The organism is Actinopolyspora mortivallis DSM 44261 (assembly GCF_000384035.1).
Classification (GTDB): Bacteria; Actinomycetota; Actinomycetes; order Mycobacteriales; family Pseudonocardiaceae; genus Actinopolyspora; species Actinopolyspora mortivallis.
This window is the reverse complement of record NZ_KB913024.1, coordinates 3,150,278-3,169,985: the sequence shown is the minus strand read 5'-3', so window position 1 is coordinate 3,169,985 and position 19,708 is coordinate 3,150,278. Positions and strand designations below refer to the sequence as shown.

The window sequence follows — 19,708 nt, the reverse complement described above, 5'->3', positions numbered from 1 at the left end:
GGGAGCAGGCACACCATGACCGGACCTGTCCCCGGAGCCGAACTCGTCGAAGGCAGGCATCCGGGTTGGCCCGCCCGTCTCGGCCCGCTGGTCGTCGAGCGTGGGGAGGTCGCGTTGCGTCCTCCCCGGCTGCGGGACGCCTCGGCGTGGAGTGGGATCCGGCGACGGGACAGGGAGTACCTACGCCGTTGGGAACCCTCCGTGGGCAACTGGGACCAGCGCAACGCGAGCACCGCCTGGTTCGCGCAGTGGAGTTCGTTGCGTCGGCTCGGTCGTCGTGGGCAGCTGCTGCCCTTCGTGATCACCCTGGACGGTGAGCTGGCCGGACAGCTGACGGTGGGCAACATCATCCGTGGCGCCCTGCGCTCCGGATGGGTCGGTTACTGGGTTTCCAGTTCGGTCGCCGGGGGAGGGGTGGCCACCGCGGCGTTGGCGCTGGCCGTCGACCACTGTTTCGGTCCGGTGGGGCTGCATCGTCTGGAGGCCACGGTGCGTCCGGAGAACACGGCGAGCGTGCGGGTGCTGGAGAAGACGGGGTTCCGGCACGAGGGCAGGTTCGAGCGGTATCTCGACGTGGCCGGGGCCTGGCGTGATCATCTGGTCTACGCGTTGACCTGTGAGGAGGTCGTCGAGGGGGTGACCGCGGCGCTGCTTCGTTCCGGGAGGGCGCGTCGTCGCTGACCCCGGTGGGGAGCTCGTGTGGGGCTGCCGGAGCAGGGGGCTCGGGACACGACGTCGGTGGATCCACTGCTCTTTTCGGGGGTGATTGTGGGTCTTTCCGGCGTGTCCGGAAGCACGTTTTCCTCCTTTGGGGTGAACTTGGAGGTGTGTGGAAACCCGTCCGGGACGGCGTGCCTCCAAGACACGAACGGGCGTTCTGGATAACGTGGACAGTGCAGGTGTGTGCCGCCGTGTGCCAGGGGGAGGTGGCGAGGTGTGCTCAGCTCGCTGATTTTCGTGGCATTGGCGGTGGCATGGCTTATCGTTCTGGTGCCCATGTTCGCGCGCCGCAGGCAGGAGGTCTCCCGACCGACGGACACCGCCCTGGCGGCCAGGGTGGTCCGACGTGGGGGAGGGGCACCTCCGAGAACGGCCGGTGGCTCCGGCGGGAACAGGGGCAGGGAGGCGCTCGCGATGCCCGACAGGGAGAACAGGGTCGATCCGGACACCGAACAGGATGCGGTCGACGATCCGGAGGCCGACGAGGAGTTCGACACGCCGGGAGCGGAACAGCGGCAGGACGTGCGTGGTGAGGACGTGCGCTCCGGACGTCGCTACCGCCCCGGGCGCGGTGGGTTCGACCCGGACGCCGCGGCGCTGGCGGCCCGGGCCAAGTACGCCCGCCGCCAGCGGACCGTGCTCGTCATGCTCGTCGTGGCCTTGGTCACCGCCGTGTTGGCGGGCTTCTTCTGGCCGGTGCTGTGGTGGGTGCACGGGATCACCGACCTCTCCCTGGTGGGGTATCTGGGCTACCTGCGTCGCCAGGTGCGCATCGAGGAGGACGTGCGCAACCGCAGGCTGGCTCGGATGAACGGTGGTTCCGACCGGGCCGCCGAGCAGGACGCCGGCGGCGGGTCCGTGCGGCGGCGGGAGCGTGCGGAGGAGGACGAGTTCGACACCGACGGCGAGTCCGGACCGGTCGGCGGCCCACGGGGCGTGGGCGGTTCCGGCGTGGAGGTGCTCGACATCGACGACGAGGATCCGGAGTTCGACGAACTGGACGACCGTCTCTGGCAGCCGTACCGCCGTGCGGTGGGAGAATGAGCATGCTCGCCGCGAGGGGTGGGGGTGTGTCAGCCCCCGCCTCGCCGGGTGCTAGGCTGTGGAGGAACTCGGTGAGGACACCGGGGGACAACAGCAAGGGGCTGTAGCGCAGTTGGTAGCGCGTCTCGTTCGCATCGAGAAGGTCCGGGGTTCGATTCCCCGCAGCTCCACCGACTTTGGCATGATGTGCCCATTCCTTTCGAGGCCGTTTCCGCTGGTGAGGCGGAGCGGCCTCGTTATTGTCATGGGCGGGGAAGCGGAAGGTCGGGATCGAGACGCTTTGGTTCACGGTGACGTCGGTAATGATCACGTTGACGTGATTCGTCCGCTTCGGGACCGGTGAGCAGCCGTGAGCCCGAGATGCTGCCCGTGGATCCAACTCGGAGGCTCACGGCTTCGTGGATCGCGCCCGTGTTGTCCCGCCCTCGACTCTCGAGCGTGGCATCGACGAGTAGCGAGCGCGCCTGCTCCGTGGCTAAACGATGCGGATCCATCCGCCGCGGATGCTGTGCACCGGATGCAGGGGATCCTGTCGAGGGCGGTGTAGTCGAAGCGGTCGGTATGGTGTTCGTGTTCGGCGGGCGGATACCCGATGAGTTCTTCGAGAACAGTCCGGCCCATCGCGAGGTTGAGCCGGAACACCCCGGCCCTGTTCAACTCCGAGACGGTGTACCACCCGTCGTAGTCCTTGGTGACGATCGTGGTGAACGGTACGCGACGTCTCCTGTGGGGTCGTTGTTCGGGGCGTGGAGAAGAACGTGTCGCCCCAGAAGATCTCCGGTTGGACACCTTCTTCGCTTCCGATGATCACAGCGATACCGGAAAATTCTCTAACGAGCGCACGGAGGTCTTCCTGGGGCGTACCGACGCTGCCGGTGGTGTGGGGTTAGCTGTCGCTGTTCGAGGGAATCCACGTCTTTACGGTGTCTCTCGAGTTCCGAGCAGTGGGGACCTGTCCGGTCGTGTGAGATCTCTCGGCGGGTGACAGGGACGCCGCACCGCGAATCCGGAGGTTTCGTGCTGCTCGTGTTTCGCAGTCCTGGTGGAACTGCCCGATCCTGATCCTGTTCGTCACGAAGTCGTCCTTGACATTGAATTGGGTGTCGTCGAGCAGTGTCAGTCTGATGACGTCCCGTATCCCCGTCAGTACTGATTCCTTCGTGTGAGCGGTATCAATCTGCTTTGGGAGCTCGCTGCATCGTCTTCCGTGGCCCACCGATCCCGGGGTGGTCTACATCGAGCATCGTTCCGGCGCCGTCTACCTGGAAACCCCCACCGAGATCAAAACCCATACAATGGCCTTCGAGCATCTGTGTGCCCATGCCCTGCGGCCGGACGAGTCGGTCGCGATGATTCGCGACATCGCTGAGGAGTACGGACAATGACCAGCCCCCTGCGTCCGAGAAGTATCGCGGAAGAACTGGACACCGTCACCTGGCGCAAGTCCAGCTTCAGCAATGACCAAGGCCAGTGTGTGGAGACAGCGGCGCTCTCCGACGGCACGGTCGCCGTTCGCAACAGCAACCATCCGGACGCGGGAGTGGTGGTCTTCACCCGTGCGGAGATGGCGGCGTGGATCAACGGCTGCAAGGCGGGAGAGTTCGACGACCTCGCCCGAGGCTGACGTCGCTCCATCCCACGCGGGTCCGGTCTCCGCGCCCTCCGAGCGAGAGGACGCCGGTCCCTCGGCCGGTTAGCGTGGGAGGAAGGCACCGCGCACCGGACCTCGGTTCGTCTGCCGGTCGCTCCGAGCTGTCCGAGCGAGTCCCGTAACCCTGTGCGTTCCCCGAGGTGGGAAACCGTTCGTGGCCACCTCCAACGGTGATCCGCCGGTGCCGGAAACCACCCGCGCAACCAGGAGCGAGCCCATGACGGAGCTTCCCGACGTCGACGAACTGACCCTCGAACAGCGGGTCCGCCTGCTCTCGGGCGGCGACTTCTGGCACACCCGCCCGGTTCCCGAACACGGGGTGCCCGCCGTGACGCTCACCGACGGACCCCACGGGATACGGGCCCAGTCGGCCACCTCCGAGCGGTTCGACCTGTCCCACAACGAACCGGCGACCTGCTTTCCCACGGCCGTCACCCTGGCCAGCAGTTGGGACGAGGAACTCGTCGAGGAGGTCGGCCGCGCGTTGGGCACCGAGGCCCGTGCCCTGGGGGTCGCGGTGGCCCTCGGGCCGGGCATGAACATCAAACGCCACCCGTTGGGCGGGCGCAACTTCGAGTACCTCTCCGAGGATCCCCTGGTCAGCGGGCGTATGGCCGCGGCGATGGTGCGCGGCATCCAGAGCCGTGGCGTCGGCGCCTGCCTCAAGCACTTCGCCGTCAACAACCAGGAGTCGCACCGTTTCGTCGTCGACGCGGTGGTCGACGAGCGCACGCTCCGCGAGCTCTACCTGGCCGGGTTCGAGCACGCGCTCACCGCACGGCCGTGGGCGGTGATGGCCGCCTACAACAGACTCAACGGCCTCCACTGCACCGACAACCCGCGGCTGCTGTCGATGGTCCTGCGCGGCCAGTGGGGCTTCGACGGGCTGGTCGTCAGTGACTGGGGTGCCGTCGAGGACCGGGCCGCCGCCGTCCGGGCGGGCACCGACCTGGAGATGCCCGGAACAGCCGGTGACTCCGACCGGGAGGTGCTCGCAGCGGTGCGTTCCGGGCGGCTGGAGCGCGAGCACGTCACCGACAGCGCGCGACGTGTCCTGGAGCTGGTGGGGCGTGCGCCCCGGGACGGGTCGGGCGGATTTCCCGTCGAACGGCACCACGCGCTGGCCCGGCGGGCCGCCGCCGAGGGCACCGTGCTGCTGACCAACGACGGAACGCTGCCGCTGTCCCGGCAGCGCACGGTGGCACTGATCGGTGCCTTCGCCGAGTCGCCCCGCTACCAGGGCAACGGCAGCTCTCTGGTCACCCCCACCCAGCTGGACACGGCCCTGGAGGAACTCCGCGGCCGGGGAGTGAACCCCCACTACGCCAGGGGCTACGAGCCGGGCGACTCCGAGCGGAACCCCACCTTGGTCGCGGAGGCGGTCGAGGCGGCCCGGCGGGCCGACGTGGCCGTGGTGCTGGCCGGTCTGCCCGGAGCCTACGAGACCGAGGGCGTCGACCGACAGGACCTCGGCCTGCCCGCCCAGCACGACGACCTGATCAACGCGGTGTGCGCGGCCAACCCCAGGACGGTGGTGGCGCTGTCGAACGGGGCCCCCGTGGCGATGCCGTGGGTGGACCGGCCCGCCGCGATCCTGGAGTGCTACCTGGGCGGGCAGGCCGGTGGGGCGGCGCTGGTGGACGTGCTCCACGGTGACGTCGAACCGGCGGGTCGGCTGGCCGAGAGCCTGCCCGTCGCGGTCTCCGACGTGGCCGCCAATCCCTTCTTCCCCGGCCGGCCGCACCAGGTGGAGCACCGCGAGGGACTGTTCGTCGGCTACCGCCACCACACCACCTCCGGGGTGAGGCCGCTGTTCCCCTTCGGGCACGGGCTCGGATACACCACCTTCGAGTGGGGGGCGGCCACGGTGGACCGGCAACGCCTCGGTGCGGAGGAGTCGGTGACGGTCTCCCTGGAAGTGACCAACACCGGAGACCGCGGCGGTTCCGAGGTGGTGCAGGTCTACGTGCACGACCGCACCGGGGTGGTGCTGCGTCCCCGCCGGGAGTTGCGGGGGTTCGCCAAGGTCCGACTCGACCCCGGCCGGAGCACCACGGTCGAGGTCGAACTCGGCCCCCGGGCGTTCGCCTACTACGACGTGGAGCGGGCGGAGTGGACCGTCCCCCGTGGAACCTTCGACATCGAGGTGGCACGTTCCAGCGCCGACGTCGTCCACACCCTCCCCGTCGAGCTCACCGAGGGAGTGAGCACCTCACCCGAGCCTCCCACGACCCCGCCGGTGGCCACCGACGACGCGGCCTTCCGCCAGCGGCTGGGCGGGCCGGTGCCCACTCCCCGGGCGGTGCTTCCCTTCACTCGTGAGTCCACCGTCGCCGAGATCTCCTCCACCGCACTCGGCGGGCTGTTCGCGCGGGTGCTGCGGCGTGCCACGCCCGTGGGGGAGGACGCGCTCGGGGAGGGAGCCGTCACGGGAACGCTCGACCGAGTCCTGTCCGAGATGCCGCTACGCGGGCTCGCGCGGCTGTCCGGCGGCAGGCTGCGGGGCGAGGTCGTCGACCTGCTCGTGGACGCGCTCAACGGCAGGCGTGTCTCCACGGGAGTCCGGGTCCTGCGTACGGCGGCCGAGGCGGTGGGAGGCCGGATCGTGGGCGGTATCCCCTTCCGGCGGGAGACGCGGGGGATCTCGAGGGACACACACTGAGAGCCGCCCCGTCGGCCGTGGGTCAGTCCCGTGCCGCCCGGATCCGTTCCCGCAGGGTGGTGACCCGTTCGGAGATCTCCTCCACGGTTCCGGAGGACAGCGCCGATCCCATGCCGACGGCCACCGCTCCGGCCGCCACCCACTCCGGTGCGTCGTCGACGGTGATCCCCCCGGTGGGGATCACCGGGGCCTGCGGCAGCGGTTCGAGTACGTCCCGCACCAGCCGTGGGCTCCAGGCCCGTGCCGGGAACAGTTTGACCGCGTCCGCCCCGGCGCTCAGCGCCCGCACGATCTCGGTGGGAGTGTCCGCGCCGGGGATGACGGCCGCTCCGTACCGGTGGCCGGTACGCAGCACCTCCTCGTCCAGCGAGGGTGCGACCAGGAACCTGGCCCCGGCGGAGACCGCGGCGTGGGCGGATCCGGAGTCGAGCACGGTGCCCGCTCCGACCAGCGCGTCGGGGTGCTCCCGGCGCAGGGTCCGCACCACCTCGGTGGCCTCCGGGGTGGTCAGGGATACCTCCAGCACGGACAGCCCCGCCTCCAGGCAGCGCCGGGCGCGGTCGGTGGCCCGCTCCGCCGTGTCCGCACGGACGATCCCCACCACCCCGTGCTCGGCGACGGCACTCATGATCTGCCAGCGGTACACGGCTCACTCTCCCGGTTCGGTCTCGGTGTTCAGCGGGCGGTGACCTGCTCGGAGTGCCGGGTCAGTTCCCGCAGCTCCGGGGTCGGCAACCCGTCCATGTCCCCGGCGACCTGGACCACGTTTCCGGCGACCACGGTCGCCTCGTTCAGCGCCTCACCCAGCTCCAGTCCGCGCAGTCGGGCGGACAGGAACCCGGCGTTGAAGGCGTCTCCGGCCCCCACCGGGTCCACGGTGGGCACCTTCGCCGCGGGTCGGAACCACTCCTGGTGGCCGTCGGTGGCCCATGTCCCCCGGGCGCCCAGCTTGAACACCACCAGCGACGCCCCCCGATGGAGGAACCACTCGGCGGCCGCCCGGTCCTCGGAACACCCGCTGATCTCCCGTCCCTCGTCCGCTCCGCTGAGAACCAGGTCGGCACTCTCGGCCAGCGGGCGCAGCAACGCGCACCAGCGCTGCGGATCGGCGAGTTTGCGGCGGATGTTCGGGTCCAGGCTCACCTCCACCCCGGCGGCGCGGGCGGTACGCACCGCGTGCTCGGTGGCCCGCCGGGCGCTGTCGGAGAGCGCCGCGGTGATCCCGGTCAGGTGTAGCAGGCGGGCTGAGGAGAGCCACTCCTCGTCCACGTCCTCCGGGGCGAGGGCGCTGCCCGCCGAGCCGGAGCGGTAGTAACAGACCTCGATGGGGCGGTGGGGGTGTGCGTCCCGCACCAGCAGGCCGGTGGGACGGGATCCGTCGACGACGGCTCTGGACACGTCGACCCCCTCGCCGCGCAGCAGGCGCAGCGCGGCGTGCCCGAACGGGTCGTCCCCGACCCTGCCGAACCATCCCACGGAGTGACCCAGGCGGGTCAGCCCGACGGCCGTGTTCGACTCGGCCCCCGCGACGGAACGGCGGAAGCTCTCGGCCTGCTCCAACGGTCGACCGGGTTGGGCCAGCAGCAGCCCCATCGTCTCGCCGAAGGTGATCAGTTCCGGGGCCACGGGGCCTCCTCGGGCCGGAAGGGGTGGGTGGGCACGCCGCGCACACCCGGGGTGACGCGGAACAGCGCTCCGGCCACCTCGTCGTCCGGGTCCTCGTTGCCCTGGCGGGAGGTGGTGACGTAGAGGGTCGCCAGGTCCGGGCCGCCGAACGCGCAGGCGGTCACCAGCGGGGTGGGGATCCGCACCCGGCAGAGCAGCCGCCCGTCCGGGGCGTAGCGGTGCACGGCGCCGCCCTGCCACAGGGCCACCCACAGACATCCCTCGGCGTCCAGTGTCATCCCGTCGGGATAGCCCACCTCGGGGGGAACGTGCACGGCGGGGCGCCGGTTGCGCGGTTCCCCGTCGCGTTCGTCCACGTCGAACCGGTCCACGCGTCCGGTGGGAGTGTCCACGTAGTACGCCGTGGTGCCGTCCGGGGTCCAGACGAGCCCGTTGGAGATGGTCACTCCGTCGAGGACCGCGACGGCGCGCAGCGCACCGTCCAACCGCCACAGCGTCCCCCGACCGGGGGTCTCGTCGTAGGCCATCGAGCCGGCGTAGAACCGGCCGAGCGCGTCGCACCCGCCGTCGTTCATCCGGACGGAGGGATCGTTCCACAGCGGGGGAAGGGACTCGGGAGTCTGCCTGCCCGGCCGCAGCAGCGCGAATCCACGTTCCAGGGCCAGCACGAGGCCACCGCCGACCATCGGACGGGCGACCGCGGCGACCGTGCCGAGCTTGGTGCGGGCGATGACGCCGCCGGGGGCCATGGTGAGCAGTTCCCCGGCGAGCATGTCCACCCAGTGCAGCTGGCCGGTCTCGGCGTTCCAGACCGGCCCTTCCCCGTGGTCGGTGCAGACTTCGGTCGCCTGCTCCGCCTCCAGCTGTGGCACTGCGGACTCGGCGGTCATTCGTCCTCCTCCGTCACGGACCGGGCCGCGAACATGGCGCGCAGGTCGCGTTCGGTGCTGCGCAGGTGTCCGCGCATGGCGGCGGCCGCCCCCTCCGGGTCGCCGTCCCGCACCCGGTCGAGTATCTCGCGGTGTTGCTCGGCGGCCCGCTGGTGGGAGCCGCCCCGACGGTGGTGTCCGAGGTAGCTCACGGCCATGCTGTCGCGCAGACTGCCCGCCAACGCGTCGATGAGCACGGCCAGCATCCGGTTTCCGGACGCGCGGGCGAGCAGCTGGTGGAAGCGCAGGTCTGCCTCGTGGTACTCGGCGTGGCCCTCGGCCCGGCGCATCGCCTCCGTGGCCTGCTCCAACGCGGCGATGTCCGCGGCACCCGCGTTGCTGGCGGCCAGCGTGCTGGTCTGCGTTTCGAGGCCACGGCGGACCTCCAGCAGCTCGAAGACAGCACCCGGGCGGAAACGCAGCAGGGCGTTGAACACGTCGCCGATCTGCTCCCCGTCCGGCGTGGTCACCCGGGGGCGGCGTCCCTTGCGGATCTCCACCAGCCCCCGTGCCCGCAGCGCCCGGATCGCCTCGCGGACCGTGAGCCTGCTGACCTCCAGGCGTGCCGCGAGTTCGGACTCGGAGGGAAGCAGCGCGCCGACCTCGAACCGCTCGAAGATCAGTTCCTCGAGTTCGGAAGCGGCGTCCCGGTTCCCGCCGGCCGTCTCGGGGTGGGTCATTCGCGTCCTCGCCCGTTCCTCGTGCTCCGGCGTCTCCGCCGAACAGGCGACAAACCTATCAGACATGTTCGGCCCGTCCAAGATGGGAAACGCCGTTCCGGGGAGAGGAAGGATGCCGGAAAAGGCGTCGTTTTCCCTCCTGAAAGCCGTTCTGGTTGCTCCGTCCGGCGCGTTGACGACGATGAACGTGTCAGACAGAATCCCACCCTCGTGGCAGGGGGCACGCGGCGACCGGGCGGGCCCCGGAAGGACGGAGGGAACGAACATGCGAGTCACGGCCCTGGAGACCTTCCCGGTCCCACCACGGTGGCTGTTCGTGCGGGTCGCCACCGACGAGGGAGTCGTCGGCTGGGGAGAACCCGTGGTCGAGGGGCGGGCGCACACCGTGGCCGCCGCCGTGGAGGAACTGTCCGAACTGCTCCTCGGCAGGGACCCGCTCGCCGTCGAGGACCACTGGCAGGTGATGACCAAGGCGGGTTTCTACCGGGGTGGGCCGGTGCTGTCCAGTGCGGTGGCCGGGATCGACCAGGCCCTGTGGGACATCGCGGGCAAGACCTACGGCGTTCCCGTGTACCGCCTGCTGGGAGGGCCGGTTCGGGAGCGGGTGCGGGTCTACCAGTGGATCGGTGGCGACGAGCCCTCCGAGGTGGCCGAGGCCGCGGCCGAGCAGGTCGAGGCCGGGTTCACCGCCGTGAAGATGAACGGCAGCGGCAGGCTGCGCCAGATCGACACCCCCGCCGAGGTGGAGGCCGTGGTGAACCGGGTCGCGGCCGTGCGGGAGGTGATCGGCTGGCAGCGCGACGTGGCGGTGGACTTCCACGGACGGTTCTCCACCGCGATGGCCCGCAGGGTGCTTCCCCGGCTGGAACCACTGCTGCCCCTGTTCGCCGAGGAACCGGTGCTGCCGGAGCACACCGTCAGGGCGGGTGAGGTCGCGGCCTCCACCTCCGTACCCATAGCGCTGGGGGAACGACTGTTCTCCCGGTGGGACTTCCGGGAGGTGCTGGGCTCCGGGATCGCGGTGGCCCAGCCCGACCTCTCCCACGCGGGCGGGATCTCCGAGGTGCGGCGGATCGCGGCGCTGGCGGAGGCCCACGACGTGACCGTGGCCCCGCACTGCCCGCTCGGCCCGATCGCGCTGGCCGCCAGTCTGCAGATCGCCTTCTGCACCCCGAACTTCCTCATCCAGGAGCAGAGCGGTGGGATCCACTACAACGTGGGTTCCGATCTGCTGGACTACCTCGTCGACCCCACGCCGTTCCGTTTCGAGCGGGGACGGGCGTGTGCCCCGCAGGGGCCGGGGCTGGGAATCGAGGTCGACGAGGCCGCCGTCCGGCGGGCGGCCGAGCGGGGACACCGCTGGCGCCCGCCGGTCTGGCGCGACGAGGACGGGGCGTTCGTGGAGTGGTGAATCGTCCTCACCGGACGCGGGGTCCCGTGGCGGCCAGCCTCCGCAGCGGCCCGGGGAGCAGCCGTGACAGCAACAGTCCGGCTTTCGCCTCGAAGCCCACGGTGGTCACCGGGGTGGGGTGTTCGACGACCCGCAGCACGGCGGCGGCCACCCTGTCCGGTTGAAGACCGCGCAGCCGGTACAGTCCGGCGGCCCTGCGTCTGCGCCTGCGTCGCTCGGCGGGGGTTCCGCCGACGAAGCGGGTGGAGGCGGGGATCGCGGTGTTCACGATTCCGGGCAGCACCGCGCTCACCGTGATGTCGTGTTCGGCCAGTTCCCCGTCGAGTCGTTCGGACAGGGCGGACACGGCGGCCTTGGCGGCCGAGTAGGCGGTCAGTCCCGGGAGCGGGATGTGGGCGGCGGCCGAGGAGATGTTGACGATCCGTCCCACCTCGCCGCGTTCGATCATCCGGGGGGCGAAGGCGCGGCAGCCGTGCACGACTCCCCACAGGTTCGTGTCGAACACGCCGCGCAGGTCGGCCTCGTCGGTATCCAGCAACGGGCCCGTCAGTCCGATGCCGGCGTTGTTCACCACCACGTCGGGGGTTCCGTGGTCGCGCTGGACGTCCTCGGCGAAACGGTGCATCGCCTCCCCGTCGGAGACGTCCACCGTGTACGCGGTGACCCGCCCCGCTGTGGGGGCTCGGCGGGCCGTTTCGGAGGCCGCCGCGCCGTCCACATCGGCGGCGACCACCCGCGCCCCCTGGGCGGCGAAGGCCAGTGCCGTGGCCCGGCCGATTCCGCTGCCCGCGCCGGTGACCACCACCAGCACGTCGGCGAACCGGCCCTTCTCGCGCGTGTCCGGCACGTGCCGGGGCTCGCCTTCCAGGCCGTCGACGAACTCGGCGGTGCGCCGGGCGACGAGCTCGGGACACCGGGCGGGCAGCCAGTGTCCGCCCGTCACGCGGCGTACCCGCGGCCCGGGGACGCCGGGGGGAAGCTCGCCCTGCAACGCCGGGGTGACGAAGGCGTCGCGGGTCGGGGCCAGGACCTGGACCGGGACGGTGGTGTGGATACCGTGGGTTCCGCCTCCTCCGGCGGACATGTTCGCGCGGTAGAGCCCGAGCCCGGACACCGCGTCGGAGACGCGGGGACGGCGGTCGCGGGCGCTGGCGTCCAGCCGTCCCATCAGTACCGGCAGCAGACCGCTGCGCCAGGCGAGTTCCGGCAGGTGGGGAAGGCGGAAGAACCCGATGTAGCCGGAGCGGCTCAGTTGTCGGAGCAGCTCGGACAGTCGGCGTGGGGTGGGAAGGCGCAGCCGCTGGCGTGTCCAGTGTGCCACGTGGTGCAGATGCGGCCCCGAGATGCTGGTCAGCGAGTGGATCCTGCCCTCGACGGCCCGGTCGGTGACCGTGTGCCAGGCCTGGATCGAGCCCCAGTCGTGGGCGAGCAGGTGCGCTCCCTTCCCGGGGCTGACCGCGTCGACCACCCGCACCAGGTCGTCGGTGAGGTGGTGGAGGCGGTATCCCGCGCGGTCGGTGGGGGTGTCGGAGCTGCCCGCGCCGCGCACGTCGTAGGTGACCACGTGGTACCGGTCGGACAGCCGGGCGACGACCCCGTTCCAGAGGGAGCGGTCGTCCGGGTAGCCGTGTACGCAGACGACGCAGGGACGGGCGGGGTCGCCGTGTTCCTCGACCGTGAGCCGGAGACCGTCCTCGGTGGTCACCAGTCTGGTGGTGCTCATCTTCGCCGTCCTCGGGGCGTGTGGGACCGGGGTGTTTCCGGCGGCGTTCGGGACGACGCGCGGGTACCCGGCTACCTTTACTGTTACCGGCGGTAACGGATACTGGCAGTCGAGCCCTGTCAGCGCAAGGGCCCGGACGACTGCTCGGAGGGCGGGTCGACCCGGAACCGCTGGGAGGTTCCCGAGAAGGACACCGTGCCGCCGAGCGCCTGTTTGGCGTCCCCCCGGTGCACGATCCGGTAGAGGCCGGCCGGTGTTCCCTCGGGGATCCGCCAGGTGACCGTGGCGGTGGAGGCGGCGATCCCGCTGCGTTCCCAGCGGTAGGTGGTCGACCAGTCCCCGTCGTCGGCCACGGTCCGCCATCCCGAGGCGGAGCGTCGTTGGACCAGCAGGAAACTGTCTCCCCGACGGGGGCCGTTGTTCGGGTGCGCCGAGACGAACGTGACCCGGACCGACTCGCCCGGTCGGTACTGCCGGCGAGGTTCCCGCAGCACGTCACCGAAGCTCCGGCCCGCCGGAGGAGCGTCGAGCACCACCCCGGGCTGCAACCGGACCCGACCCCCTCGGGGGTTGTCCTCCGGAGAGGGGCCGGGCGCGCTCGGCTCGCCCGCGGCCATGTCGGAGGCCAGCCGGGCGAACTCCTGCTGGTAGGCGGGAAGCGACCAGCGGCCGAACATGGTGTGCCCACCCTCGTAGTCCTGCTGGTCGTACTCCTCCGGGGTGGTCAGGTACCCGGCGTAGTCGTTGGCGTAGCCCGCGACGAGCACGTTGTCCGGATCGGTGCCCAGCCGCCGTGCCACGGTCCGGCGCAGCCGCAGTCCTCCCACGATGCTGACCTCCTGGGGCAGCGCGGCCAGGTAGAGCTCGCCGATGCGCACCAGCTGGATCGGCAGTACGTGCGGCACCCAGCCCATCGGACCGACCGGCAACAGGATTTCTTTCGGTGCCTGCCGGGAACGCAGCTCGGGGGAGGCCCGGTACAGCGCTCGGCTGATCGTTCCGAAGAAGGGATTGTTGCCCGCGCCCTCCTCGAAGAACGAGGGACCGGGTCCGTCCTCGGCGCCGGCGGCGAAGGAGGCTCCCAGGGTGGCCGCGCAGGTGGTGTGCTCATGGCCGTCGCCGGTGAACGAGCCGTCCACGCGTGTGGCGGACATGTCCACCGTGCTCGCCCGGTGGTCGATCCGGCCGCGCACCGGGCGCGCGGCGTGCACCAGCTCCGCCGCCGCGGCGTACTGGCGCTGTCCGATGATCCGGGTGTTCGCGAACTCGTCGTCGGTGGGGCCGGTGCCGGGGCGCAGCTCCGTGTTGGGCGACATGTCGGCGGAGTTGGACTGCGCGAAGGCGGCCACGAAACCGGGAGAGGGCGCCCGGTAGTCCACTCCGGACACCTCGCGTTCCCAGTGGTAGGCGGCGTAGCCCTTGTTGTCGCCGCTGATGAGCGTGTTGTCGGGACTGAGACTGGTGGCGTGGGTGGCGAACCAGTTGACCACGCCCACGGTGCGGCCGGAGCGTTCGAGACACAGCAGCGTCGTGGTCGGGTCGATCGCGTCGGGGAAGTGACGTTTGTCCGCGACGGGGTTGCGTTCGAAGGCTCGCCGGGAGCGGTTCACGCTGGCGTCGGTGAGTGCGGCGCGGGCCAGGCTCAGCCGTCCCGGAGCGAGGTCGTCCTCGGCGTGGGCGACGGAGTCGGTGATGCCCGCGACCAGGGACTCGAACGTGCCCGGCTGGAAGCCCAGCGTGGTGACGTTGTAGAGGGTGTGGCAGGAGAAACCGCCCGGCCCCGCGTGGGTGTGGGTGGCGGTCAGCAGCAGGTTGCCCGGGGTGTAGCGGTCTCCGAGACGTTCGGACAGTCGCGCCAGCACCGCCTCGCGGACACAGCCGAAGATCATCCCCGCGTCCACGACCACGAGTGCGACCCGGCGGTCGGGGGCGTCGCGTTCGGCGATGACGAAGGCCCGCGCCCGTTGGCGCTGGTGGATCCCGCTGGTGCGTTGCCCCAGCCGGGCGTAGCCCATCATCCCGTTCTCCGCGGCCTGGCCGGTCACGTCGGCGATGCCGCGTCCCACCAGGTAGGGGGCCCGGTCCTCGGCCGAGGCGGAGGGGGCCGAGGCCGTGCCCAGCAGTGTGGCCAGTCCCGCCTTCAGCAGGGGGCGGCGTCCCAGAGCGTCCGTGCTGTCCATGCTGCACCTCTGCGTGGTCGTTCGGACGCACCACGTTACCGATCTCTCCCAGAAAAGTGAATTTTGTTCGCACTACGGAGCGCCCCCCGGCGGTGTATAAGAATATTTTTCTCTTATTGCCTTATACGCAGGAAAATATTGCTTGATATCCGGATTTGAGGGTATGAATTCCTGAAGACGAGGAAGTCGTGGCCCACGGGAGGCTGACCATGACCGCACAGCCACAGGTGTCCGCCGAACTCTTCGACCCCTCCGGAACGAACGTGGTCGAACAACTGCGTTCCCGAGTGACCGGTGACCTGCTCGACGTGGTGGTGGACCTCGACTCCGGAACGGGGTGCCGGATGCGGGACCTGCGCGACGGCACGGAGTACCTCGACATGACGATGTACTTCAGCTCCGCGCCCCTCGGACACGGTCATCCCGGGCTGCACACTCCCGAGTTCGAGGCCGAACTGGTGCGCGCGGCACGGACCAAACCGGCCAACCCGGACTTCGCCACGGTCCAGCAGGCCCGTTTCGTCGAGACGCTGCGCCGCGTGTTCGGAGATCCCGCGCTGCCGTGGCTGTTCCTCATCGAGGGCGGCGGCCCCGCCGTGGAGAACGCGCTCAAGGTGGCCTTCGACTGGAAGACCAAGTACAACGCGCGACGCGGCGTCGCCGTGCGCGGCTGCCGGGCCATGCACCTGGAGTGGGCCTTCCACGGACGCACCGGCTACACCATGTCGCTGACCAACACCGACCCGCGCAAGGTCCGCGACTATCCGAAGTTCGACTGGCCCCGCGTGCCCAGTCCCGCCGTCGATCCCGGCTCCGGGGACTGGGAACGCACCGAGCTGCTGCCGTCCGAGCGGCACGCCCTGGACGCGGCGGAAGCCGCCTTCGCCCGGTACGGCGACGAGGTGGCCTGCTTCGTCTACGAACCCGTCCAGGGGGAGGGCGGAGACCGGCACCTGCGCCCGGCCTTCCTGCGTGAGATGCAGCGCATGTGCCGGGAACACGGGGCGCTGACCATCGCCGACGAGGTCCAGAGCGGTGGTGGGCTGACCGGTCACCCGTGGGCGCACCAGGCACTCGGGCTGGAACCGGACCTGGTCGCCTTCGGCAAGCGGCTCCAGGTCTGCGGAGTGCTGGGCGGCAGGAGGGTCGACGAGATCCCGGACAACGCCTTCCGGGAACCCAGCAGGATCAGCTCCACCTGGGGCGGTTCGCTGGTGGACATGGTGCGGGCCACCAGGATCCTGGAGGTGGTCGAGGAGGAGCGTCTGCTGGAGCACGCCTCCCGGATGGGCGAGCTGCTGCTCTCCGAACTGCGGGGGCTGGCCGCCGAGTTTCCCGGCCTGGTGAGCGCTGCCCGGGGGCGCGGTCTGATGGCCGCCGTGGACTTGCCGGACGCGAACACCCGGGACCGGGTCGTGGACCTGGTCCGCCGCAGGCACCGGACGATCTTCCTGCCCTGCGGCCCGCGTTCGCTGCGCTGGCGCCCGGCACTCTCGGTGCGGCCCGAGGAACTCACCGACGCCGTGGTGGCGCTGCGCAAGACGCTCTCCGAGTTGGACTGACACCCGGGTGCCGTGCCGGTGCTCGCCCGGCACGGTCCCGGGGGCCGTGCCGGGAGGGACGGTGGTGACGCCCGCCGCGTGTTCGCCGACTCAGCGCCACGAGGGCAGCCAGAGTTCGGCCTGCCAGCGTGCCTCGGTGATGGGGAACCCGTTCAGGATCGGCCACAACCACACGAAGTTGGCCACCACCAGTCCGACGTAGAGCGCCACGGCCAGCATCCCCGTCCTCCGTCGTTCCACGGACGCGCTGGCCGGACCGAGCACCTCCCCCAACACCAGCACGATCCCCAGCACGAGGAACGGGGCGAGCGGGGTGGCGTAGAAGTAGTACATCTGCCGGTCCAGGTTGGTGAACCACGGCAGGTACCCCGCGCAGTACCCGACCAGCACCGTGGCGTAGCGCCAGTCCGTACCGGCGACGGCCCGCCACACGGCCCACCCGGCCACCGGCAGGGCCAGCCACCACAGCGCGGGGGTACCGAGCAGCATGGCGGCCTGCACGCAGTCACCCTGTCCACACCCCGGCAGGCCGGACTCGTAGTAGTACAGCATCGGACGCATGCCCATCGGCCAGGCCCAGGGCTTGGACTCCCACGGGTGGGGGTCGTCGCCGGTGACCAGGTGGACGTGGAAGTCCAGCACGTTGAGGTGGTAGTACAGCAACGAGCGGAACATGTCCGGCAGGAAACCGAATCCCACGTCCTCGGCGACGGAGGCCGCGTGGCGGTCGGTGGCGGTCTCGCTGGCGTACCACCCGGCCCAGGTGGAGAAGTAGACTCCCAGCGCCAACACCACCAGGGAACCGAAGGCGGGCACGGCGTCCCGCAGCAGCGCGCCGAGCCACGGCCTGCGCACTCCGGCGGTGCGGCGTGCCAGGGCGTCCCACACCAGGCTCAGCAGGACGAACGCCGCCACGTAGTAGATACCGCTCCACTTCACCCCGCAGGCCAGCCCCAACAGCACCCCGGCGCCGAAACGCCACCAGCGGAAGCCGAGACGGGGGCCGAACACCGAGTCGTCCACCCGGTGTTCGGTGACCACCAGGGTCATCCTGGCGCGGATCCGGTCGCGGTCGACCAGCAGGCAGCCGAACGCGGCCAGTACGAACAGGGCGTGGAAAACGTCGAGCATCCCCACCCGGGACTGCACGTGGCTGAGCCCGTCACAGATCAGCAGGATCCCGGCCAGGGCGCCCAACAGGGTCGAGCGGGTCATCCGGCGGGTGATCCTGATGATCAGCAGCACCATCAGGGTTCCCGCCAGCGCGGCGCTCACCCGCCATCCCCACGGGGTGTATCCGAACAGCCACTCGCCGACGGCGATGAGCTGTTTGCCCACCGGGGGATGGGCCACCAGCTCGTAGCCGGGGTTGTCCTCGAAACCCCCGTTGCGCAGCATCTGCCACGCCTGGGGGACGTAGTGCTTCTCGTCGAAGATCGGGGTGCCCTCGTCGGTGGCGTGGTCGAGGCGCCAGAAGCGCACCACTCCCGCCAACAGGGTGAGCACCAGGGTGACGAGCCATCCCCGCAGGCGGTCCGTCGGCTCGCGCGGCCACAGTGCCCGGATCCGGTTGTGCTCTCCCGGATACCGCACCGGCGGAACCTGTCCGTCGCGGACCACTTCGGCGCGGACGGAGTTGCCACCGGAGCTCGGCACGAGGACGTTCACACCCAAATCGTATGGTGGTCGCTGTGACTGACGAATCCGGATCGGGGACGCTGCTGCTGGCGGCCACTCCCCTGGGGGACGCCCGGGACGCCTCGCCACGACTGGCCGAGGCCCTGGCCACGGCGGAGGTGGTGGCCGCCGAGGACACCAGGCGGATCCGCGCGCTGGCCACGGCCCTGGAGGTCGTCCCACGGGGCAGGGTGCTCAGTTACTACGACGCGGTGGAGGCGGCGCGCGAACCCGCCCTGCTGGAGGCCCTGCGTGGTGGGAACACGGTGCTGCTGGTCACCGACGCGGGAATGCCCGGCGTCTCCGACCCCGGGTACCGGCTGGTCGCGGCCTGCGCGGCCGAGGGGCTGCACGTGACCTGCCTGCCGGGACCGAGCGCGGTCACCACGGCACTGGCCCTGTCCGGACTGCCCTCGGACCGGTTCTGCTTCGAGGGGTTCCCGCCCCGCAAGCAGGGGCCGCGCCGACGGTGGCTGGCCGAGCTGGTCACCGAGCGGCGGACGTGCGTGTTCTTCGAGGCCCCGCACCGGCTGGTGGCCACCCTGAACGACGCGGTCGAGGTGCTCGGCGCGGAGCGGGACGCCGCGATCTGCCGCGAGTTGACCAAGACCTACGAGCAGGTTCGTCGCGGGAGCCTGGCCGAGCTCGCCGAGTGGGCCTCCTCCGGAGTGCGGGGGGAGATCACCGTGGTGCTGGCCGGCGCGGAGCGGGCGGGACCGACCGATCCGACCGAGCTGGTCGATCAGGTGGAACGGCGCGCCGCCTCGGGGGTGCGGCTCAAGGACGCGGTCGCCGAGGTCGCCGAGCTGACCGGGGTGCGCAAGAAGGAGCTCTACGAGGCGGTGCTGACCGCGCGCGGCTGAGACCAGGCGATATCGTGGGCGACCATGGACGTCCGGGTCATCGATCACCCCCTGGCCAAAGCCCGCCTGTCGACGATGCGGGACGCGCGGACCGACAACGCGACCTTCCGCGCGGCCTTGCAGGAGCTCACGTTGATGCTGCTCTACGAGGCCGTCCGGGACGCCGAGGTGGCCGAGGAGGTCATCCACACTCCTGTCGCGCGTACCACGGGGTACCGCCTGGCCAGCCCGCCGCTGCTGGTTCCGGTGCTGCGGGCCGGGCTGGGGATGGCCGACCAGGCGCACCGGCTGATCCCGGAGGCCCGGATGGGGTTCATCGGTCTCTCCCGGGACGAGCGGACCCTGCGGCCGACCCCCTACCTGGAGTCCCTGCCCGACGACCTGTCCGGCTGCCCGGTGATGGTGCTCGATCCGATGCTGGCCACCGGGGGGTCGATGGTGTACACGATCAACCTGCTGCACCAACGGGGAGCCACCGACGTCACCGCGATATGCACTCTGGCCGCGCCGGAGGGCATCGACCGGTTGTCCGCCTCCGGGCTGCCGGTGCGGCTGGTGACGGCCAGTGTGGACGACAGGCTCAACGAGTCCGGGTTCATCGTCCCCGGTCTCGGTGACGCGGGGGACCGGGAGTACGGACCGCGTTAGCCCTCGGCGCCGTCCCCGGCCTCGGGGTGTGTTCCCGCCCGGTGGTGTTCCGGGGCCGGACCGGACGCCGGTACTGGCGTTTCCCGGAGGGGCCGGCGAAGGACACGGTGTCCGGCCGGGACGGGAAGGATGGCACGGCGTCCCTCGTCCTCTCGTGATCGGTGACGCTCGTCTCGGTAGGCCGGTTGCTCGGCTGTCGTACAGGGTAGGTGCCGTCCCGCTGGTGTGGGGGCGGTTTCGGTTCTTCTCCGCGGAACCGGGACGACATGGTTCCGTCGGATGCCGCCGAACGGGTGAGAAAGCGGTTCGTGCCTTGACCGAATATGGTCTAG

The 19,708-nt window shown here is 70.7% G+C and carries 18 protein-coding genes and 1 tRNA gene; 10 read left to right on the top strand and 9 right to left on the bottom strand.

Features of this window, described 5'->3' with window-relative positions:
* Nucleotides 1-15: 15 nt before the first annotated feature.
* From ACTMO_RS0114915 to ACTMO_RS0114905, 3 genes are all read left to right on the top strand, one after another.
* Nucleotides 16-681, top strand: a complete 666-nt coding sequence (locus tag ACTMO_RS0114915) for a GNAT family N-acetyltransferase (protein ID WP_019855490.1) — start codon at nt 16-18, stop codon at nt 679-681.
* Nucleotides 682-936: 255 nt separating this feature from the next.
* On the top strand, nt 937-1,764 hold the full coding sequence (gene sepX / locus ACTMO_RS0114910; protein ID WP_019855489.1) for a divisome protein SepX/GlpR: 828 nt from the start codon (nt 937-939) through the stop codon (nt 1,762-1,764).
* A 97-nt stretch (nt 1,765-1,861) separates the two neighbouring features.
* A tRNA-Ala gene (locus ACTMO_RS0114905) sits at nt 1,862-1,934 on the top strand.
* 136 nt (nt 1,935-2,070) lie between these two features.
* Here the strand turns inward: ACTMO_RS0114905 and ACTMO_RS24190 are convergent.
* Both ACTMO_RS24190 and ACTMO_RS24185 read right to left on the bottom strand, forming a co-directional pair.
* Complete coding sequence (locus tag ACTMO_RS24190) at nt 2,071-2,553, bottom strand: DUF6194 family protein (RefSeq protein ID WP_425394324.1); 483 nt, start codon at nt 2,551-2,553, stop codon at nt 2,071-2,073.
* Nucleotides 2,554-2,650: 97 nt separating this feature from the next.
* A complete protein-coding gene (locus tag ACTMO_RS24185) occupies nt 2,651-2,980 on the bottom strand; it encodes a DUF6875 domain-containing protein (RefSeq protein WP_425394323.1) in 330 nt (109 codons plus the stop codon).
* Between ACTMO_RS24185 and ACTMO_RS23045 the strand changes: the two genes are divergently transcribed.
* The 3 genes from ACTMO_RS23045 to ACTMO_RS0114890 all read left to right on the top strand — a co-directional run bounded on the left by ACTMO_RS23045 (nt 2,940) and on the right by ACTMO_RS0114890 (nt 6,077).
* Entirely contained in the window at nt 2,940-3,149 is a 210-nt protein-coding gene (locus ACTMO_RS23045; protein WP_342670141.1) for a Scr1 family TA system antitoxin-like transcriptional regulator, read from the top strand. The genes ACTMO_RS24185 and ACTMO_RS23045 overlap by 41 nt on opposite strands.
* Nucleotides 3,146-3,388, top strand: coding sequence for a DUF397 domain-containing protein (locus ACTMO_RS0114895; protein WP_019855487.1), 243 nt, complete (start codon nt 3,146-3,148; stop codon nt 3,386-3,388). The genes ACTMO_RS23045 and ACTMO_RS0114895 overlap by 4 nt, the downstream gene beginning before the upstream one ends.
* Nucleotides 3,389-3,632: 244 nt before the next feature.
* The gene (locus tag ACTMO_RS0114890) at nt 3,633-6,077 is read left to right on the top strand and encodes a glycoside hydrolase family 3 C-terminal domain-containing protein (RefSeq protein WP_157062902.1); all 2,445 of its coding nucleotides are present in this window, start codon (nt 3,633-3,635) and stop codon (nt 6,075-6,077) included.
* A gap of 22 nt (nt 6,078-6,099) precedes the next feature.
* Here the strand turns inward: ACTMO_RS0114890 and ACTMO_RS0114885 are convergent, their stop codons facing one another.
* Genes ACTMO_RS0114885 through ACTMO_RS0114870 form a run of 4 tightly spaced genes read right to left on the bottom strand, consistent with a single transcriptional unit; the run spans nt 6,100 to nt 9,378 of the window.
* Nucleotides 6,100-6,723 (bottom strand): bifunctional 4-hydroxy-2-oxoglutarate aldolase/2-dehydro-3-deoxy-phosphogluconate aldolase, encoded by a 624-nt coding sequence (locus ACTMO_RS0114885; RefSeq protein WP_019855485.1) that lies wholly within the window; start codon nt 6,721-6,723, stop codon nt 6,100-6,102.
* A 29-nt stretch (nt 6,724-6,752) separates the two neighbouring features.
* Complete coding sequence (locus ACTMO_RS21185) at nt 6,753-7,703, bottom strand: sugar kinase (RefSeq protein ID WP_019855484.1); 951 nt, start codon at nt 7,701-7,703, stop codon at nt 6,753-6,755.
* Complete coding sequence (locus ACTMO_RS0114875) at nt 7,688-8,593, bottom strand: SMP-30/gluconolactonase/LRE family protein (protein ID WP_019855483.1); 906 nt, start codon at nt 8,591-8,593, stop codon at nt 7,688-7,690. The genes ACTMO_RS21185 and ACTMO_RS0114875 overlap by 16 nt, the downstream gene beginning before the upstream one ends.
* Nucleotides 8,590-9,378 (bottom strand): FadR/GntR family transcriptional regulator, encoded by a 789-nt coding sequence (locus ACTMO_RS0114870; protein ID WP_245556197.1) that lies wholly within the window; start codon nt 9,376-9,378, stop codon nt 8,590-8,592. The genes ACTMO_RS0114875 and ACTMO_RS0114870 overlap by 4 nt, the downstream gene beginning before the upstream one ends.
* 199 nt (nt 9,379-9,577) lie before the next feature.
* Here ACTMO_RS0114870 and dgoD point away from each other — a divergent pair, with 199 nt between their 5' ends.
* Nucleotides 9,578-10,723, top strand: coding sequence for a galactonate dehydratase (gene dgoD / locus ACTMO_RS0114865; RefSeq protein ID WP_019855481.1), 1,146 nt, complete (start codon nt 9,578-9,580; stop codon nt 10,721-10,723).
* Between the two features lie 7 nt (nt 10,724-10,730).
* Here the strand turns inward: dgoD and ACTMO_RS0114860 are convergent, their stop codons facing one another.
* Entirely contained in the window at nt 10,731-12,446 is a 1,716-nt protein-coding gene (locus ACTMO_RS0114860) for an SDR family oxidoreductase (protein WP_019855480.1), read from the bottom strand.
* A 119-nt stretch (nt 12,447-12,565) separates the two neighbouring features.
* A complete protein-coding gene (locus tag ACTMO_RS0114855; RefSeq protein ID WP_019855479.1) occupies nt 12,566-14,626 on the bottom strand; it encodes a neutral/alkaline ceramidase in 2,061 nt (686 codons plus the stop codon).
* Nucleotides 14,627-14,835: 209 nt separating this feature from the next.
* Here ACTMO_RS0114855 and lat point away from each other — a divergent pair, with 209 nt between their 5' ends.
* Nucleotides 14,836-16,188, top strand: coding sequence for an L-lysine 6-transaminase (gene lat / locus ACTMO_RS0114850; RefSeq protein ID WP_026449261.1), 1,353 nt, complete (start codon nt 14,836-14,838; stop codon nt 16,186-16,188).
* A gap of 90 nt (nt 16,189-16,278) precedes the next feature.
* Here lat and ACTMO_RS0114845 read toward each other — a convergent pair whose 3' ends face one another.
* Complete coding sequence (locus tag ACTMO_RS0114845) at nt 16,279-17,856, bottom strand: dolichyl-phosphate-mannose--protein mannosyltransferase (RefSeq protein ID WP_019855477.1); 1,578 nt, start codon at nt 17,854-17,856, stop codon at nt 16,279-16,281.
* Nucleotides 17,857-17,867: 11 nt separating this feature from the next.
* Between ACTMO_RS0114845 and rsmI the strand changes: the two genes are divergently transcribed.
* Nucleotides 17,868-18,728 carry a 16S rRNA (cytidine(1402)-2'-O)-methyltransferase gene (rsmI, locus tag ACTMO_RS0114840; protein ID WP_019855476.1) on the top strand — a complete coding sequence of 287 codons (861 nt, stop codon included), beginning with the start codon at nt 17,868-17,870 and terminating at the stop codon, nt 18,726-18,728.
* A 24-nt stretch (nt 18,729-18,752) separates the two neighbouring features.
* Nucleotides 18,753-19,376, top strand: coding sequence for a uracil phosphoribosyltransferase (gene upp, locus ACTMO_RS0114835; RefSeq protein WP_019855475.1), 624 nt, complete (start codon nt 18,753-18,755; stop codon nt 19,374-19,376).
* Nucleotides 19,377-19,708: the final 332 nt, after the last annotated feature.

Excerpts from the sequence above, each read along its gene's own strand:
- lat (WP_026449261.1), top strand. The coding sequence starts at position 14,836 with ATGACCGCACAGCCACAGGTGTCCGCCGAACTCTTCGACCCCTCCGGA.
- ACTMO_RS0114895 (WP_019855487.1), top strand. The coding sequence starts at position 3,146 with ATGACCAGCCCCCTGCGTCCGAGAAGTATCGCGGAAGAACTGGACACC.
- rsmI (WP_019855476.1), top strand. The coding sequence starts at position 17,868 with ATGGTGGTCGCTGTGACTGACGAATCCGGATCGGGGACGCTGCTGCTG.
- ACTMO_RS0114870 (WP_245556197.1), bottom strand. The coding sequence starts at position 9,378 with ATGTCTGATAGGTTTGTCGCCTGTTCGGCGGAGACGCCGGAGCACGAG.
- ACTMO_RS0114875 (WP_019855483.1), bottom strand. The coding sequence starts at position 8,593 with ATGACCGCCGAGTCCGCAGTGCCACAGCTGGAGGCGGAGCAGGCGACC.
- ACTMO_RS0114890 (WP_157062902.1), top strand. The coding sequence starts at position 3,633 with ATGACGGAGCTTCCCGACGTCGACGAACTGACCCTCGAACAGCGGGTC.
- ACTMO_RS0114855 (WP_019855479.1), bottom strand. The coding sequence starts at position 14,626 with ATGGACAGCACGGACGCTCTGGGACGCCGCCCCCTGCTGAAGGCGGGA.
- ACTMO_RS0114860 (WP_019855480.1), bottom strand. The coding sequence starts at position 12,446 with ATGAGCACCACCAGACTGGTGACCACCGAGGACGGTCTCCGGCTCACG.
- ACTMO_RS0114915 (WP_019855490.1), top strand. The coding sequence starts at position 16 with ATGACCGGACCTGTCCCCGGAGCCGAACTCGTCGAAGGCAGGCATCCG.
- dgoD (WP_019855481.1), top strand. The coding sequence starts at position 9,578 with ATGCGAGTCACGGCCCTGGAGACCTTCCCGGTCCCACCACGGTGGCTG.
- upp (WP_019855475.1), top strand. The coding sequence starts at position 18,753 with ATGGACGTCCGGGTCATCGATCACCCCCTGGCCAAAGCCCGCCTGTCG.